14 protein-coding genes are annotated in these 17921 nt (G+C 60.8%); 11 read left to right on the top strand and 3 right to left on the bottom strand.

The genetic code is table 11. From position 1 onward, the window contains the following. The first annotated feature begins 293 nt into the window (after window positions 1–293). From H9646_RS06010 to H9646_RS05995, 4 genes are all read left to right on the top strand, one after another. The gene (locus H9646_RS06010) at window positions 294–1745 is read left to right on the top strand and encodes an efflux transporter outer membrane subunit (protein WP_191722444.1); all 1452 of its coding nucleotides are present in this window, start codon (window positions 294–296) and stop codon (window positions 1743–1745) included. A 4-nt stretch (window positions 1746–1749) separates the two neighbouring features. Beyond that, window positions 1750–2841 (top strand): HlyD family secretion protein, encoded by a 1092-nt coding sequence (locus H9646_RS06005; protein ID WP_370551128.1) that lies wholly within the window; start codon window positions 1750–1752, stop codon window positions 2839–2841. A 6-nt stretch (window positions 2842–2847) separates the two neighbouring features. After that, a complete protein-coding gene (gene rbbA / locus H9646_RS06000) occupies window positions 2848–5652 on the top strand; it encodes a ribosome-associated ATPase/putative transporter RbbA (RefSeq protein ID WP_191722443.1) in 2805 nt (934 codons plus the stop codon). An 83-nt stretch (window positions 5653–5735) separates the two neighbouring features. Next, a complete protein-coding gene (locus tag H9646_RS05995) occupies window positions 5736–6863 on the top strand; it encodes an ABC transporter permease (RefSeq protein ID WP_191722442.1) in 1128 nt (375 codons plus the stop codon). 19 nt (window positions 6864–6882) lie between these two features. Here H9646_RS05995 and H9646_RS05990 read toward each other — a convergent pair whose 3' ends face one another. Next, the gene (locus H9646_RS05990; protein WP_191722773.1) at window positions 6883–8151 is read right to left on the bottom strand and encodes a serine hydrolase domain-containing protein; all 1269 of its coding nucleotides are present in this window, start codon (window positions 8149–8151) and stop codon (window positions 6883–6885) included. 385 nt (window positions 8152–8536) lie between these two features. Between H9646_RS05990 and H9646_RS05985 the strand changes: the two genes are divergently transcribed. Continuing rightward, window positions 8537–8887: an ankyrin repeat domain-containing protein gene (locus tag H9646_RS05985; protein ID WP_225214019.1), complete on the top strand. Its 351-nt coding sequence runs from the start codon at window positions 8537–8539 to the stop codon at window positions 8885–8887. 92 nt (window positions 8888–8979) lie between these two features. Further along, complete coding sequence (locus H9646_RS05980; protein WP_191722441.1) at window positions 8980–9414, top strand: hypothetical protein; 435 nt, start codon at window positions 8980–8982, stop codon at window positions 9412–9414. Window positions 9415–9705: 291 nt separating this feature from the next. Here H9646_RS05980 and kdgT read toward each other — a convergent pair whose 3' ends face one another. Further along, a complete protein-coding gene (gene kdgT / locus H9646_RS05975; protein ID WP_191722440.1) occupies window positions 9706–10665 on the bottom strand; it encodes a 2-keto-3-deoxygluconate transporter in 960 nt (319 codons plus the stop codon). Window positions 10666–10964: 299 nt separating this feature from the next. On the opposite strand from kdgT, the gene H9646_RS05970 reads away from it, so the two are divergent. The 4 genes from H9646_RS05970 to H9646_RS05955 all read left to right on the top strand — a co-directional run bounded on the left by H9646_RS05970 (window position 10965) and on the right by H9646_RS05955 (window position 14279). Further along, a complete protein-coding gene (locus H9646_RS05970; protein WP_191722439.1) occupies window positions 10965–11735 on the top strand; it encodes an SDR family oxidoreductase in 771 nt (256 codons plus the stop codon). A gap of 123 nt (window positions 11736–11858) precedes the next feature. Then, on the top strand, window positions 11859–12716 hold the full coding sequence (locus H9646_RS05965) for a fumarylacetoacetate hydrolase family protein (RefSeq protein ID WP_191722438.1): 858 nt from the start codon (window positions 11859–11861) through the stop codon (window positions 12714–12716). Window positions 12717–13047: 331 nt separating this feature from the next. Next, window positions 13048–13884, top strand: coding sequence for an IclR family transcriptional regulator (locus H9646_RS05960; protein ID WP_191722437.1), 837 nt, complete (start codon window positions 13048–13050; stop codon window positions 13882–13884). 248 nt (window positions 13885–14132) lie between these two features. Beyond that, window positions 14133–14279, top strand: coding sequence for a hypothetical protein (locus H9646_RS05955; protein ID WP_191722436.1), 147 nt, complete (start codon window positions 14133–14135; stop codon window positions 14277–14279). Window positions 14280–14427: 148 nt separating this feature from the next. Here H9646_RS05955 and H9646_RS05950 read toward each other — a convergent pair whose 3' ends face one another. Further along, window positions 14428–15393: a siderophore ABC transporter substrate-binding protein gene (locus tag H9646_RS05950; RefSeq protein WP_191722435.1), complete on the bottom strand. Its 966-nt coding sequence runs from the start codon at window positions 15391–15393 to the stop codon at window positions 14428–14430. A 201-nt stretch (window positions 15394–15594) separates the two neighbouring features. Here H9646_RS05950 and H9646_RS05945 point away from each other — a divergent pair, with 201 nt between their 5' ends. Then, window positions 15595–17811: a FepA family TonB-dependent siderophore receptor gene (locus tag H9646_RS05945; protein WP_191722434.1), complete on the top strand. Its 2217-nt coding sequence runs from the start codon at window positions 15595–15597 to the stop codon at window positions 17809–17811. Window positions 17812–17921 lie beyond the last annotated feature (110 nt).

Here is a 17921-nt window from a genome sequence, read left to right as displayed (position 1 = left end):
CTCCTGACGAATGTGCGCCATTTTTGCAAACGGGCACCTGCACGTGCGCGCACGGCCCTGTCTGAAAGACCTCCCCAGGCCAGCACAGCGCTGAATACCCCGTTCATTCGTCCAACACCCTCAGAGCACCTGCAGGCGGGCGTGTGATCGTGGAGAGAAAACCGGCCATCGGCCCAAAAACTTGACTTTGCTCAAGAAGTCTCCGACATATGGCTTTCACACTGTCAGGCAAGCATGGTCATACCCCGTGACCCATGTACCGATTCTGGACAGGCCTTACCGAGTGTTTTGCGATGCATCCACCTGCTTTTCCACCTCATTTGCACCGCTGCGTGTGTGTGGCAGCCGCGCTGTGTGCCGCCTTGCTCAGCGGTTGTGCCCCGGCCTCCCGGCCACTGGCCCAGCCAGACATCACGGCCCTGCCCAGCCAGTGGCCTGCAGACAGCCATGCCAGCAAAGTGCAGCACGCCACCGTTTTGCCCGACTGGCGCACCATGGTGCAAGACCCCACGCTGGCCCAGCTGCTGGAGCGGACACTGATCTACAACCACGACCTGAAGCTGGCGCTGCTGCGCGTGCAGGAGGCCCGCGCCGCCCACGGCATTCAGCGTGCCGACCGCTTTCCCACACTGGCAGTGGGCAGCAACCATGCCCGTGCCCGCGTACCGGGTGACCTGAACATCAGCGGCCGCCCGGTTACCGGCAGCGACCACGAAGTGTTCGTGGGACTCAACAGCTGGGAGCTGGATCTCTGGGGCCGCGTACGCAGTCTGGACGAGGCCGCGCTGCAGCAGTATCTGGCCACTGCCGCTGGTGCGCAGGCCACCCAGCTGAGCCTGATGAGCCAGGTGGCGCGCAGCTATCTGGCACTGCGGGAGCTGGATGACCGCTTGCACCTGGCGCGCAGTACGGTGGAAAGCCGTGCAGAAACGCTGCGCATTTTTACCCGCCGCTATGAAGTCGGAAGTACGTCCAGATACGCGCTCACTCAGGTGCAAAGCCTGCACAACCAGGCGCGTTCACTGGCTGTGTCGCTGCAGCAGGAGAGGGCGCAGATTGCGCACGCGCTGGCACAAATGACGGGGCAGGCAGTGGTCGCACTGCCTGCCATGGCTCCTGGAACACCCATCTTTCGCGAAGTCCCGGCAGGCTTGCCCTCAAGCCTGCTGCAGGCACGGCCCGACATCGTCTCGGCCGAATACCAGTTGCAGGCTGCACAGGCCCAGGTGTCAGCTGCACGGGCGGCCTTCTTTCCACGCATTGCGCTGACCGGCAGTTTTGGCACCGGCAGCGCGCAGCTGGACGGCCTGTTTGATGCAGGCAGCAGAGCATGGACTTTTGCACCCAGCATCTCGCTGCCCATCTTCGACGGTGGCCGCCGCAGCGCCAATCTGGATCTGGCCACCGTGCGCCAGCACAGCGCTGTAGCCAGCTACGAGCGCAGTGTGCAGAGCGCGTTCCGCGAAGTGGCCGATGCACTGTCGGCCCGCCACTATCTGGCCCAGCAAACCCAGGTACAGCAAGACAACCTGCAGGCGCTGCAAGAACGCGCCCGGCTGGCCCAGTTGCGCTACGACAACGGTGCCTCGCCCTATCTGGACGTACTGGATGCCCAGCGCGAACTGCTGACCGCCGCGCAGCAGGCCGTGCAGGCGCACTACGCGCTGCAGGCCGCTCAGATCAGCCTGTACACCGCCCTGGGGGGAGCGCCTGCTACTGCGCCGTCCTCCTTCGTCACCCCTTAACCGAATGTCTATCGCCATGCCTGTGTCTGCCCGTACCAAAAAATCCCTCACCCTCGTGGCCGTCGCCGCAGCCCTGGTGCTGGCCGGTGGCTATGCCTGGAAACAATGGCAGGACAGCCAGACAGACACCGGTCTGGCCAGCGGCAACGGCCGTATCGAGGCCACCGAGATTGATGTCGCCACCAAGCTCGGCGGTCGTGTGCAAGACATTCTGGTCACCGAAGGCGCTTTCGTGAAAGCCGGCGAGCCTCTGGCACACATGCAGATTCACACCCTGCAAGCCCAGCACGCCGAGGCCGTGGCGGGCAAGGACCGCGCCGTACATGCCGTGGCGGCAGCCAAGGCTCAGGTAGCCTTGCGCGAGAGCGACCACGTGGCCGCACTGGCCCTGGTGAGCCAGCGCGAAGCCGAACTGGATGCCGCCCGCCGCCGTCTGGCCCGCTCCGAAACGCTGACCAAAGAAGGTGCCAGCTCCATGCAGGAGCTGGACGATGACCGTGCCCGCGTGCGCAGTGCCGAGGCCGCACTCAAAGCCACGCAGGCCCAGGTTGCCGCCGCCAAAGCCGCCATCGAAGCGGCCCGCGCCAACGTGACGGGCTCGGACTCTGCCGTCACGGCAGCCGCTGCCACGGTGCAGCGCATCAATGCCGAACTCGACGACAGCACGCTCACCGCGCCACGCGACGGGCGTGTGCAGTTTCGTCTGGCTCAGCCGGGCGAAGTACTGGGCGCTGGCGGCAAAGTCCTGAATCTGGTGGACCTGTCAGACGTGTACATGGGCTTTTTCCTGCCCGAGACCGTCGCTGGCCGTGTGGCGCTGGGGTCTGAGGTGCGCATCGTGCTGGATGCCGCCCCGCAATGGGTCATTCCGGCCACCGTATCCTTCGTGGCCAGCACCGCGCAGTTCACGCCCAAAACGGTAGAAACTGCCAGCGAACGCCAAAAACTCATGTTCCGCGTCAAGGCGCAGATCGATCCGCAGTTGCTGCAAAAGCACCTTCAGCAGGTCAAGACCGGTCTGCCCGGTCAGGCCTGGGTACTGGCCGAACCCGGGGCACAGTGGCCTGCCCACCTGCAGGTGAAGCTGCCGGAGTAAACAGGCATGGCCGCATCCTCTTTGGCGCCCCCTGTCGCCCGCCTGCAGGACGTGCACCTGCGCTATGGCAAGACCGTCGCTTTGCGCGGCATCACGCTGGACATTCCTGCCGGTGGCATGGTGGGCCTGATTGGCCCTGACGGCGTGGGCAAGTCCAGTCTGCTGTCATTGCTGTCGGGCGCACGCGCCGTGCAGCAGGGCCAAATCCGGGCACTGGATGGCGACATGCGCAGCAAAGCGCACCGGGACCGTGTCTGCCCGCGCATTGCCTACATGCCCCAGGGGCTGGGCAAGAACCTCTACCCCACGCTGTCGGTTGAAGAGAATCTGCAGTTTTTTGGCCGCCTGTTTGGCCACAATGCCGCTGAGCGCAGCTCCCGCATTGATGATTTGACGCAAAGCACCGGGCTGTACAAATTTTTGCAGCGCCCTGCGGGCAAGCTGTCAGGGGGCATGAAGCAGAAACTGGGGCTGTGCTGCGCGCTGATTCACGACCCTGACTTGCTGATTCTGGACGAACCCACTACCGGCGTAGACCCGCTGGCACGTGCCCAGTTCTGGGACCTGATCCAGCGCATCCGCACCACACGCCCGCAAATGAGCGTGCTGGTGGCCACCGCCTATATGGATGAGGCCCAGCGCTTTGACTGGCTGGTCGCCATGGATGACGGCCAGATACTGGCCACCGGCACACCAGCTGAGCTGCTGGCGCGCACCGACACGCAATCGCTGGAAGCGGCTTTCATTGCCCTGCTGCCCGAGGCCAAGAAGCGCGACCACGCCGAGGTGGTCATACCGCCACTGCAAGCAGATGACGCCGACATCGCCATTGAGGCCCAAGACCTCACCATGCGCTTTGGCGACTTTGTGGCCGTGGACCATGTGAATTTCCGCATCCGTCGAGGCGAAATCTTTGGTTTTCTGGGCTCCAACGGCTGCGGAAAATCCACCACCATGAAGATGCTGACCGGGCTGATGCCGGCCAGCGAGGGCCAGGCCTGGCTGTTCGGCAAGGCTGTGAACCCCAACGACATCGCCACCCGCAAGCGCGTGGGCTATATGTCGCAGGCTTTTTCGCTGTATGGCGAGCTGACGGTGGAGCAAAATCTGGTGCTGCATGCCCGGCTGTTCCATGTGCCCGAAGCCGAGGTGCCCGCACGCGTGCAAGCAATGATGGAGCGCTTTGGCCTGACCCAGGAGCGCCACGATCTGCCCGACAAGCTGCCACTGGGCCTGCGCCAGCGCCTGTCGCTGGCCGTGGCCATGGTGCACCGGCCCGAGCTGCTGATTCTGGACGAACCCACCTCGGGTGTAGACCCGGTGGCGCGCGACCAGTTCTGGCGCCTGCTGGTGGAGCTGTCGCGCCGTGACCGGGTGACCATTTTCATCTCCACCCACTTCATGAACGAGGCCGCACGCTGCGACCGCATGTCCATGATGCACGCGGGCAAGGTGCTCGACAGCGACACTCCCGCAGCCCTGACGGCCAAGCGCGGCGCTGCCACGCTGGAAGAGGCTTTCATTGGCTATCTGGTGCAAGCCTCGGGCGAGGCCGCTCCGCAGCTGGATGCAAAAAAAGAAGCTGTTTTCGCTGACACAGCAAGCACTTCAGCAACGAATGCATCTGACAACCTTGATACAAGCGCGCAAGACGCCCCTGTATCTGCAGTATCTGCAGCCCCAGCCCGCTTCAGCCTGCAGCGCCTGTGGAGTTATCTGTGGCGCGAATCGCTGGAGCTGCAGCGCGACCCGGTGCGCGCCACGCTGGCGCTGGTGGGTTCGCTGGTGCTGATGGTGGTGATCGGCTTTGGTATCAGCATGGACGTGGAGGACCTGAAGTTCGCCGTCCTTGATCGCGACCAGAGCACCTTGAGCCAGAGCTACACGCAAAGCCTGTCGGGCTCACGTTACTTTATTGAGCAGCCGCCCCTGACTTCGTACGAAGACCTGGACCGGCGCATGAAGAGCGGAGCCATCGCACTGGCCATCGAGATACCACCCGGGTTTGGCCGCGACGTGCTGCGCGGCAGCCCCGTGGCCATCGGCGCATGGTTTGACGGGGCCATGCCCCAGCGGGGCGAAACCATCAAAGGCTATGTACAAGGCATGCACCAGCACTGGCTGGCGCAGCAGGTGCGCGAGCGCATGGGCGTACAAATGGGCAGCCAGGTGGCAATAGAAACCCGCTTTCGCTACAACCCCGATGTCAAAAGCCTGCCCGCCATGGTGCCTGCCGTCATCCCCATGCTGCTGCTGATGTTCCCTGCCATGCTCACTGCGCTGGCGGTGGTGCGCGAGAAAGAGCTGGGCTCCATCGTCAACCTGTATGTGACGCCGGTGACACGCACGGAATTCCTGCTGGGCAAGCAACTGCCCTATGTGGCCCTGGCTTTGCTCAACTACCTGCTCATGTGCGCTCTGGCGGTGTTTGCCTTCGGCGTGCCCATGACTGGCAGCTTTATCGCTCTGACGCTGGCCGCCGTGCTCTTTGCCATCATCGCCACAGGCATGGGGCTGCTGGCATCGGCCATCACACGCAGCCAGATTGCGGCCATGTTCTTTGCCATGCTGGGCACCCTGATTCCGGCCACGCAGTTCTCGGGTCTGACCGATCCGGTCTCGTCACTGGAGGGCGCGGGCCGCTGGATTGGTGAAATCTACCCCGCCACGCACATGTTCGCCATCAGTCGCGGCGTGTTCAGCAAGGCGCTGGGGCTGCACGATCTGGCCAGTGCCTATGTGCCGCTGCTGCTCGCTATCCCCATCATCATGGGCATTGCCATCTGGGCACTGCCCAAGCAAGAGAAATGATGGAACACCCCCATGAGTCGCTGCACGCCCTCCCCCTGCCTGCCGCTGCGGGGCAGCTCCTGTGAAGTATTGGAAAGACAGCCATGCTGCATAGCTTGAAAAACATCTGGCGCCTGGGCATCAAAGAACTGTGGAGCCTGTGGCGTGACCCGGTGATGCTGGTGCTCATCGTCTACACCTTCACCGCATCGGTCTACACCTCCGCATCGGCCATGCCCGAGACGCTGCACCACGCGCCCATTGCCATCGTGGACCAGGACCAGTCGCCCCTGTCGGCACGCATTGCCTCGGCTTTTTACCCGCCACAGTTCATGCCGCCACAGATGATGCAATGGCAGCAGGTAGACCCCGGCATGGATGCAGGTCGTTTCACTTTTGCGCTGATCATTCCCCCCGGGTTTCAGCGCGACGTGCTGGCAGGCAAGAAAGCACAGCTGCAGCTGAATGTGGATGCCACGCGCATGAGCCAGGCCTTCTCAGGCAGTGGCTACATCCAGCAGATCGTGCTGGCCGAGATCAACGAGTTCACCCAGCGCCACCGCAGCGCCAGCACACTGCCGGTGGACTTGGAGCTGCGTGCCCGCTTTAACCCCTCGCTGAACAAGATCTGGTTTGGCGGGCTGATGCAGATCATCAACAACGTGACCATGCTGTCCATCATCCTGACCGGCGCGGCCCTGATCCGCGAGCGCGAACACGGCACCATTGAGCACTTGCTGGTCATGCCTGTTACGCCCACCGAAATCATGCTGGCCAAAGTCTGGTCCATGGGTGCCGTAGTGCTGCTGGCGGCTGGCGTTTCTCTCAATCTGGTGGTGCGTGGCTTTTTGCAGGTGCCTATTGAAGGCAGCATTCCGCTGTTCATGGCCGGGGCGGCACTGTGCCTGTTTGCCACCACGGCCATGGGCATCTTCATGGCTACCGTGGCGCGCTCCATGCCGCAGTTCGGCCTGCTGATGGTGCTGACACTGCTGCCGCTGCAACTGCTGTCGGGGGGCATGACGCCGCGCGAGTCCATGCCTGAACTTGTGCAGAACATCATGCTGCTGGCCCCCACCACCCACTTTGTAGAACTGGGCCAGGCCATTTTGTACCGCGGCGCGGGGCTGGAAGTGGTGTGGAAGCCCTTTTTGGCGCTGGCCGTGATCGGGGCCGTGCTGTTTGCGCTGTCGCTGGCGCGCTTTCGCAAAACCATCAGCCAGATGGCCTGAGCGCACCCCGCACAGGCCGCTACCGCGCTGCTGCCTTGCTGCGCTGCATCAGGTGCAAGGCCAGCGCGTGGTAGGCCGGCAGCGACGTGGCATCGCTGGCCGCATTGGCAGCCACCGGGTGCGAGGCAAAGCGGGCAATCACCATCTCGGCTTTCGGATCCACATAGATGGTTTGCCCATGCACCCCGCGTGCAGCAAAAGCGCCGTGGTCGTTGTTCGTAACCCACCACATATTGGCGTACGACCAGCCGGGCAGCTGCGTGTAGCCCGCTTTGGCAAAGGCGGCAGGGTCTCCACCGCGGCGAATGTCTGCCACGGCTGCGGCTGGCAGCACGCGCTGGCCATGGAACACACCGCCATTGCGCACCATTTCACCGAAGCGTGCCATGTCGCGCAGCCCCAGATTCAGGCCACCTCCCGCAAATGGTGTGCCAATCGAGTCCACACTCATGTACGCGTCCTGTTCGGTGCCCAGGCGGCTCCAGATACGCTCTGACAGCAGTTGCGCGACCGAACGCCCCGTGACCCGCGCCAGCACCCAGCCCAGCGCATCGGTATTGGCCGTGCGGTAACCAAACGCCTCACCATGCTTGCCTTCGGGCTGCACGGTCTCCAGAAATTCATAGTACGTACGCGGGCCGCTGTAATCGGCCGGCTTGGGCAGCGGATTGCCTGCTGCGGCATGCGCCCAGACTTCGGCTTTCGGGTCGGCATAGTCTTCGCTGAAGCGAATGCCGGTGGTCATGTCCATCACCTGCCGCACCGTCGCGCTGCCAAAGGCCGAAGTGGCCAGCTCAGGCACATAGTCGGCCACACGCCGCGCAGCATCGAGCTTGCCTTCGGCCACCAGCATGGCGGCCAAGGTGCCGACAAACGATTTAGTGACCGACATGGCGGCATGCTGGCCGTCTGGCTTCAGTACCCCGAAATAGCGCTCATAGATCACCTTGCCCCGGTGCAGCACCACGATACCGTCGGTGTAATTGACGGGCAGCGATTGCTGCCACGTCATGGGCCTGTCTGAGCCAGTGGGGATAAACGTCACCGCGTCAATATCGCTGCGCAGCGCTCGTGGCAGAGCCACCGGGGCACCCAAGCCGCGCGAGACGTTCACCGTGGGCATCAACTGGCGAAAATGGGACACGCTCCAGCGCATGGCGGGAAACTGAAAGTACGAGCCATCGTCAAAACGCAAAATGCGGTCTGCTGGCGGTGGCGAGCCCACCATCCAGCCCAGCTTGGCGGGGTCGCTGGCTGCGGCATCGGGGTAGTCGGGTTGCGCGGCCATGACACTGCCTGCCAGCGCACTGAGGCAGGCCAGAGTGACCAGGGATGGCACCTTGGAGGGAATGCTGCGTCGCGATGTCTGTGTCATGGTCTGGCTCGCAAAAAATTCAATGAAAGAGGCCGTATCAGGCTGGGTCAGCCCCATCTTCGCTGCACCCAGTCTTGCTGGTCAAACCACAGCAAAAACCCCGTAAAGAACTTACCTAAAACCAGTACATGCAACGGCGTGTCTTGTCAGGGAAACCATGTCGTTGAGGCCTTGGGCGCACGGCGGTATTGAAAAGAACTTTTCACCCATTCGCTGACCGGCGCTTCTTCGCGCAAGCCCTGTAGCCGCGAGCCATGTTTGCTTTTACAGTGCAGCCAATCACTTCCAAGGAGCACCCATGGCCAGCGGCGGCGGAGACTGGAAAGACATGTACATGGCCGCCGAGCGCGGCGATGTGGACTGTGTGCGTTTTCATCTGAGCGAAGGTGTGGATGCCAACTACCAGCACCCTGAGGTGATGTTGTCGGCACTGGTGATCAGCATCATCCACGGCCACACCGAAGTGGCGCGCCTGCTGCTTGCGCACGGTGCCAACCCCAACCTGCCCGCACAGCTTGGCAGCCTCACCCCCTTGCAAGCCGCGCGGCAGTACGAACGCACAGAGTTGCAACAACTTTTGCAGACATTGGGTGCCAAAGAAACTGCAACTGCGCGCACACGCTTTTGGCAGCGCTGGTTACCGGTGTAGAACGCCCAGGCAGAAAGCTTGCAACGCACGCGATTTCAGGCATCGCGCCACAATGCCGGGTTCATGCAGATCGCCTTTCCTATTCGCACACCATGACTGAACTCAGCTTTGAAGAACACCTGAACTCGGGCAACGCCTTGGTCGAGCAGGCCCAGCAGGCAGCCACCACCGATTTCCAGCGCGCCCGCGCACTGTGGCAAGAAGCTGGCAAGCACTTTTATCTTGCCCATCAGGCTGATTTGAACCACACCGAAGCGGCTTTCCGCCTGGCACAGGCCTGGATGGCCGAAGCCTACGCACTGCAAAAAGAAGACTCTGCCAACGCCTTGCTCATGTGGAGCAACGCTGCAGCCCAATGCGAGCTGGCCTTTGATCTGGACCCAGAAAATGGCCGCATCGCCATGACGGCGGCCAGCTGCCACCACTTTTCGGGCGAGCACGACGCCGCCAAAGCCTGGAAGCAAATTGGTGAACACCTGCTGCAAGACGCACAGGCCGCCGCCCAGCAGGCACGCGACGACGCGTAAACGATAAAAAAAGAGCACCCAGCGCTGATAGCGCTTTGTTCTTGAATAGTTTGAATGCGTCCACGCTGATTCAAAGAGAGTAAGCAGCCCCTTTTCAAGGGGCACATCTTCGTAAAAAGCTCCCAGCGATGTGATGGAGTCAGTCTCCAATTTTGCTCACGACCTCAACCACAGCAGCCTGCCTCGCAGGCCATGCAGAATCTGCAAGTGCGGATGTCGTGCAACGCCACCACAAAAAAAGGGAGCGCATAAGCAGCTCCCCTTTTGATTGCGCTTTCGGTGATCAGCGGCTCAGCGCTGGAGTCGTGGCGCTACACGCGACGCCCACAACGTTGTCACAACGGGCGTGAGGATGGCCGTCACCACCACACAGGCGGCCACCAGGGCCGTAGCGGCAGGGGCCGAAGGGGCGAACTGAGGCGCGGCCTGGGCCACAAGGTGGGGCGTGGCCACCGCAGCACCCGCCGTGCTGGAAGCTGCAATGCCGGCAGTGCCGCGGCCACCGCCCAACACAATGTCCGACACCACCAAGGCCGTGCCCGACACCACCATCACAGCCACGCCTAGCAGCACGCCCAGCAGGCCGGTGTCCACAATCACGCTCAGGTTGATGGTGTTGCCCAGCGAAAACGCGAAAAATGGAATCAGGATGCGTGTGGCCTTGGAGAAGAATTCGCGCAGCTCCTCATCCAAATTGCCAAGCGTGAAACCAATCAGAAAGGGAATGATCACGCCCGCGAGCAGTTGTGGCTCAAAGACGGCCAGGCCTGTCGATCCTAGGATGATCATGGTCACCAGTGGACCGGACTCCATGCCGATCAGCACCGCAGCGCCAGCTTCCTCCTTGGAGCCGTACTCCTCCATCAAGGAGGCGTAAAGGCCCGCATTGGTCATATCCAGCGCCGCTACCACCGCCAGCACCGACAGGCCGACGAAAAAGCCCGACTGTATGCCTTCAATGGGCAGCCAGCGTGACAACACCAGCGCCACCAGCCATGCCATGCCGACCTTGGCACCGATCAGCGCCCCGGATTTACGCAGCACTGTGCCGGTGGCACGAATGTGGATGGATGCGCCCAAGCAGAACAGCCAGACCGCGAGGATAGGGACAACGCCGGTAATCAACCCGTTGGTGAACGAGCCGAAGTACTTGCCAGTGCCGGGCCAGAAAGTGTGCAGCACGGCCCCGAGCAATAAGGGAACCAGCATCATACCGCCAGGAATTTTTTCAATGGTGCGTTTGATTTTCATAAAACATCTCTGTGAAAGAACTACAAAAACCGCACCCATGCCATCCAATCAACGCAGTCCAGCGTATGAGTACAGCTTCAGCGGATGGTGATCTCGGGCGCTTCTTTTATATGAAATCATTTTTTGCTAATAAAAATAATGGCATTTACCCTTGCCTTCTACTTACGCAGCTTACTTAAGGGAAATTACTGATTCTTTTGCATTTCTTGCCTAGATACATTGCACATCTTGGTGAAATTTGATTTCATATAAGAAATCGTTTTTCACTTTTAATGATTTGCAGAGCCAAAGGAGCAGCAATGAAACGTGTAGAAGGCAAAACGGCCCTGGTCACCGCCGCAGGCAAGGGCATTGGCCGGGCCAGCGCCTTGGCGCTGGTGCATGATGGCGCCACGGTATGGGCCACAGATGTGGATGAGCAGGCGCTGGCCGAGTTGGCCACCGAGGCCGCGAAGGAAGGCCTGACCGGACTGAAGACCGCCCGGCTGGACGTGCTCGACACGGCTTCCGTGCAGGCCTTTGCCACGCGCACAGGCAAGGTGGATGTACTGTTTAATTGCGCCGGCTTCGTACACAGCGGCAGCATCCTGCAATGCGAAGAGGCAGATTGGGATTTCAGCTTCGACCTGAACGCCAAGGCCATGTATCGCACCATCCGCGCGTACCTGCCAGCCATGCTGTCTGGCGGCGGCGCGTCCATCATCAACATGGCCTCCGCCGCATCCAGCGTCAAGGGCGTACCCAACCGCTTTGTCTATGGCGCGTCCAAGGCAGCGGTAATCGGCCTATCCAAGGCCGTAGCGGCGGACTATGTGCAGCAGGGCATACGCTGCAACGCCATCTGCCCCGGCACCATCGAATCGCCCTCACTGCAAAGCCGCATCCGAGCTCAGGCCGAACAGGCTGGCGCCGACGAGGCCACCATTCGCGCCGCTTTCGTGGCCCGCCAGCCCATTGGCCGCGTGGGCAGCGCCGCAGAAGTGGCTGCGCTGGTGGTCTATCTGGCCAGCGATGAATCGGCATTCACCACCGGCACCATCCATATGATCGATGGCGGCTGGTCGAATTAAACCCTCTGAGGCGCTTCATACCCTCCCCCCCAAAGGGAGACGTCCCTTGTCGGAGCCCCCACCGATGGGCCGTACCGGTTGTACAGGCAGCGCAACAGACACCTACTCTGAAGGAGAAAGAGCATGAAATTGGTACGTTACGGCCAGGCAGGTCAGGAAAAACCGGGACTCATCGATGCCCAGGGCCAAGTACGCGACCTCTCAACCTACGTGGCAGACATTGACGGCGCTGCGCTGTCGCCTGAGACACTGCAGCAACTGGCAGCCATCGACCCCGCCACACTGCCTGCGGTGCCAGGCCCCGTGCGCTACGGCCCGCCCGTTACGCGCATCGGCAAGATCATCTGCGTGGGCCTGAACTATGCCGACCATGCCGCAGAGACCAACTCGCCGATCCCCGCCGAGCCGATCATCTTCATGAAGCCCACCTCATCCATCATCGGGCCGAATGACACCGTGGTCATCCCGCGCGGCTCGGTCAAGACCGACTGGGAAGTGGAGCTGGGCGTGGTCATCGGCAAGAAGGCCTCCTACGTGGGCGAGGACGAGGCGCTGGACTACGTAGCCGGCTACACCGTAATCAACGACGTGTCCGAGCGTGAATACCAACTGGAGCGCGGCGGCACCTGGGACAAGGGCAAGGGCTGCGACACCTTCTCGCCCATTGGCCCGTGGATGGTGACGCGCGACGAAGTGGTCGACCCGCAGAACCTCAGCATGTGGCTCGATGTCAACGGCAAGCGCTACCAGAACGGCAGCACCCGCACCATGATCTTCACGGTCAGCAAGCTGGTGAGCTACATCAGTGAATTCATGTCGCTGCTGCCCGGCGACATCATCAGCACCGGCACTCCGCCCGGCGTTGGACTGGGGCAAAAGCCCCCTGTCTACGTGCAGGCTGGCGACACCATGCGCCTGAGCATTCAGGGCCTGGGCGAGCAGCAGCAGGCAACACGCGCTTGGTCGCGCGAACTGGCTTGATATAAAAGACATAGCAATCAGCGCAAGCAATTAAGTGCTTGAAAGCAAGCGTGCGGAAAGTTCTGCCGGATAACCGACGGCAGAAGTGCTGCTTTCCCCCATATCTTGCCACCACAAGACATGGGGGTGCGCACCGGCTCCGACCTCCGGCCTTCAGACAAAAACTGCCTGCTATCAAAGAAGATATAAAACCATAGCTGCAGCGCTTTTTATTTCTATATTTCAGTATTGAAAATTCCTGAAATCATGGATTTATCTACGCTGGCAGCTCACTTCAGCGGGCCATATCCGCCCAACGGGCCGCCAAAACGGCGGGTATCATCCCCCCAGCATGACTACACCCGCCAAAGACTCTCCCGATGAAGACCTGGGCGCCGAACGCGGCAGCCCGCGCTACAACGCCCCCGCGTTGGACAAGGGACTGGACATCCTTGAGGTGCTTGCCGACTCTATGGATGGCTGCACCCTCAATGAAATCGCCCAAAAGCTCGGGCGCAGCGTGAGCGAAATCTTCCGCATGGCAGTGACGCTGGAGCGCCGTGGCTATGTGATGGTGGACAGTGGAGACCGCTACACGCTGTCGCTCAAAATGTTCGAACTGGCGCACCGCCAGCGACCACTGCGCTCGCTGATTGCCGTTGCGCTGCCGCTCCTGCGTGAATTGGCCCACCGCGCGCGCCAATCGTGCCACCTGGCCATGTACCAAGGCGGACGGGTGGTGGTGATCGCGCAGGTGGACAGCCCCGAACGCTGGTCCTTCGGGCTGAAGATCGGCGTCATGATGGGGCTGACGGATACCTCATCCGGTCATGTCCTGCTGGCGTTCCGCGATGAGGTGGAGCGCGCGCGCATGCTGGCCGCGCACATCAAGGTCGATGGTGAATTAGCCATGGACCCCGGCGAGCTGTTCGAGATACTGCGCCAAGTGCGCGAGCGCGGCCATGCCGTCATGGACAGCCGCCAGATTCGCGGTGTCACCAATGTCGCCTATCCAGTCATGGGCAGTGCCGGTCAGGTCATTGCAGCGCTCAACGTGCCACATATCGAACGCATCGACGGGCAGGCCAGCCCCTCGCTGGAGCAAGTGAAGGCCATCGTTCACAGCATCACAACCCGCATTTCAGGGCTGATGGGCTACAGCGCCGACAACGGCCCCTACCAGGAATGACGTACAGAGCCCTTGAACGCTGGGGAGCATAAAAGCATCGCACCTCCAAATAAGAAGGTTCATCGCACATCACCGGGGGAACACTGACCGAATCTTCAGGTAGCTGTGCAGGCTCTGAACGAACCTGCTCAGTGCCCCAATGCTGCTTTGATGTGCTTGCTCACACCAGCGCGACCAGACTCGTCACACAAGGCATATACCGTCACTAATCGCTGATTGGCCGCCAACAGCTCATTGAGCTGTACTGCTTGCTGCGGCTGCAACTTATTGCGATTGCGAAACAGCAACCAGCATCTGGAATTGAGCACGACGCCGCCAAAGCCTGGAAGCAAATTGGTGAACACCTGCTGCAAGACGCACAGGCCGCCGCCCAGCAGGCACGCGACGACGCGTAAACGATAAAAAAAGAGCACCCATCACTGGCTGCTCTTAGTTTTCATATAGATTTATATCTAAAACGATTGCCTGATAAGCGAAGGCCGCTTTTTTTAACGAAGCAACCTTCACACACGCTTTTCTCGCACAGCGCTTGGCGCTGAGCCCTCAACGCTGGGCTGCGGCATACACCTGCTTGAGCTGCGCCACATTGCCGAGCAAGGCCGTTGGGCCAGTGCTGCCCATCAAGTACCAGCCCTTGGGGTCCAAAAACACCACCTGCCCTTTTTGGCCAGCCGCCGTATTTTTGATCTGTGCGTTGTCAAACACCTTCTGCGAAGGAATGATCTCGCCACCACCGGCCGCAGAGCCCGTGGCCGTGTTGCGGTCAATCACATAAATCCATTGCGGGTTGAGTTTGGCCACATCCTCAAAGGTGTAGGCCGTGCCCCGTGCAGGTACGTCTTTGGCTGTGATGGCAGAACGGGCACCCAGGGTGTCAAACAGGAATCCAAAACGCGAGCCTGGCGCATTCGGCATGATGCGCTCGTTCACCGCCATCAACAGCAAGCCCGGCGCAGCCTGGCTTGACACATTGCGCAGCTCGCCCACGGCCTGGTGAATCTTGGCAACCAGTGCCTTGCCTTGTGCCTGCTTGTTGTACAGGTTGGCCATCTGCGTGATGTTGCGCTCCATGTCCTGCAGCATGTGCTCGCCCTTCACGGTGAAGTCCACCGTAGGGGCAATCTTGCTCAGTGCCTCGTACTTGGCTGCCGAGCGGCCACCCACAACGATCAGATCGGGCTTGATCTTGCTCAGCGCGTCGTAATCGGGCTCAAACAGCGTGCCCGCCACGGTGTACTTGGCATCACCATAACCCGCCATGTACTGCGGAAACTGCGCCTTGGGCACGCCTGTCACTGCAATGCCCAGCGCCTGCATGGTGTCCAGCGTTGCCAGGTCATAGACCACCACCCGCTTGGGGGCTGCAGGTACTGAAGTGCTGCCCATGGCGTGCACCACCGAGGTTGCTGCGGGCGAAGCGGCCCATGTCGCAGAGCCAAAAGCACAAGCGCCGGCAGCAATACAAGCCAGCCAGTAACGGCGTGATGCTTTGCGGTTTGAGATGGTCATGGGCGCATGCCCTCCTTCTAGACAGGTTGCTGGAGCCTGAATGCATCGCACCTCTTGCGAGGGGAAATGTCAGGCACTTAGAGGTGATCGTGACAAATGCGCCACAAACACCATGAATATAACAAGAATCACTCTTATTCATATTTCGAGTGATTACAATCTGATGCGAATAATTCCTATTTAACTATTGATTTTTTTGAAATGTCGCATTCCAGAACTTCCAAGCTTTTCGTACTCTCCGCAGTCACGCTGGCCGCACACACATTTGTTCAAGCTCAGGACACCGTCCTGGGAGAAACCACGGTGCGCGCCACCGCCGAGCAAGAACTCAAGCAAGCGCTCGGCGTCTCGGTGATCACGCAGGAAGAACTCACCGAACGCGCACCCGCTAACGACATTTCCGAGCTGGTGCGCACCATGCCCGGCGTCAACCTGACTGGCAACTCTGCCTCGGGCCAGTACGGCAACAACCGCCAGATTGACATCCGTGGCATGGGCCCGGAAAACACCCTGATCCTGATTGACGGCAAGCCCGTGCAATCGCGCAATGGCGCAAAAATGGGCCGCAGCGGCGAGCGCGACACCCGTGGCGACTCCAACTGGGTGCCTGTAGAAGCGATTGAGCGCATTGAAGTCATTCGTGGCCCAGCGGCTGCCCGCTATGGCTCTGGCGCTTCGGGTGGTGTGGTGAACATCATCACCAAGAAGCCCACAGACAAGCTGCAAGGCTCCGTCACGGTTTACGGCAAGTTCCAGGAAGACTCCAACGAAGGCGACACCAAGCGCAGCAGCTTTAACCTGTCCGGCCCTCTGGCAGAGAACCTGTCCTTTCGCCTCTTTGGCAATATGGCCAAGACCGATGCAGACAGCCCCGATCTGAACCGCACATCCAACACCACATCGGTGATTGCGCCCGCAGGCCGTGAAGGTGTCAACAACAAGGACATCAATGCCCTGCTGCGCTGGGACCTGACACCCCGCCAAGTGCTGGAGCTGGAGCTGGGAGCCAGCCGCCAGACCAACATCTACGCGGGTGAAACCCCGGTCAGCATTGATGCCAACGCCCCCATCCGCCAGTCGCTGATTGGCGAAGAAACCAATCGCACCAACCGCAACACCATTGGTCTGGCCCACCGCGGCACCTGGGACTGGGGTACTTCGCGCTTGCTGTTCCAGTATGAAAACACCCGCCGCTGGCAAAACCCAGTCGGCCTGGCAGGCGGCCCAGAAGGCTCGATTACCAGCGGAAATGACAAGGTCTCGTCCAAACTGGGCAACTACTTCCTGACCGGCGAAGTCAACACCCCGTTCACACTGGGCGGCACTTCGCACATGCTGACCAGCGGGTTCGAGTACCGCAATGAAAAACTCAATGACGCCGCTGCCATGGCACAGGGCACTGGCACGGGCGGCAACAATATTGGCGGTCTGGTCGGAAGCGCTGGCGAGCGCAGCGGCAAAGCAGATGCGCAAAACTTTGCACTGTTCGTTGAAGACAACTTTGAGCCCTTCCAGAACCTGATCCTGACTCCCGGCGTGCGTTTCGACCACCACAGCCAGTCGGGCAACAACTGGAGCCCCAGCCTGAACGCGACCTACCAGGTCAATGACAGCTGGCAGGTCAAGGGCGGTATTGCACGGGCGTTCAAGGCGCCCAACCTGTACCAGACCAACAAGAACTACCTGTACTACACCCGTGGTAACGGCTGCCCGGTCAACTCGCCCAATATGGGAGCTGGTTGCTACATTGTCGGCAACCCGGATCTGGAGGCAGAAATCAGTGTCAACAAAGAGCTGGGGCTTGCCTACTCCAACCACAACGGTCTGGACGCCAGCCTGAGCTACTTCCAGAACGACTACAAGAACAAGATCTACTCCGAGATGAACGATGGCACCCCCATCGTGGTCGGTACATCGCAGGTCTTCCAGTGGATGAATGCCAGCCAGGCCATCGTCAAGGGGGTTGAGGGTAACCTGACCCTTCCTCTGGATGGCAAGGATGGCAGCCGCCTGAAGCTGGTGAACAACTTCACCTACATGCTCAAGAACCACAACAAGGAAAATAACCAGCCTCTGTCCGTGATTCCCAAGTACACCGTCAACTCCACGCTGGACTGGCAAGTTAACGATGTCTTCTCGACCCAGTTGAACGCCACGTTCTATGGCCGCCAGGAGCCACGCACCGTGCAAACCGGCGGCGCAGTGTCCACAGGCAACCAGTTGCAGGAAATCGGTGCATATGCGCTGTTTGGCATCGGTGCCCAGTACAAGCTGAGCAAGGACTATTCGCTGAACTTCGGTATCACCAATCTGGCCGACAAGCGTCTGCTGCGCGAGTCCAACAGCTCCGGCGCTGGTGCCGCTTCCTACAACGAACTGGGCCGCGCATACTATGCGTCGATCACCGGCCGCTTCTAAGCGACACGCTGCCACAGACTATTGACTGTGCGATGCCTGAAAGCCTGCTGCCTGCGCAGCAGGCTTTTTTAATGCGGCGTTGCCATGGCCGCTGCACCTGAAACACGCCA

The sequence above is a fragment of the Comamonas avium genome, assembly GCF_014836675.1.
Lineage (GTDB): Bacteria > Pseudomonadota > Gammaproteobacteria > Burkholderiales > Burkholderiaceae_C > Comamonas > Comamonas avium.
This window is presented reverse-complemented; position numbering and strand designations above follow the sequence as displayed.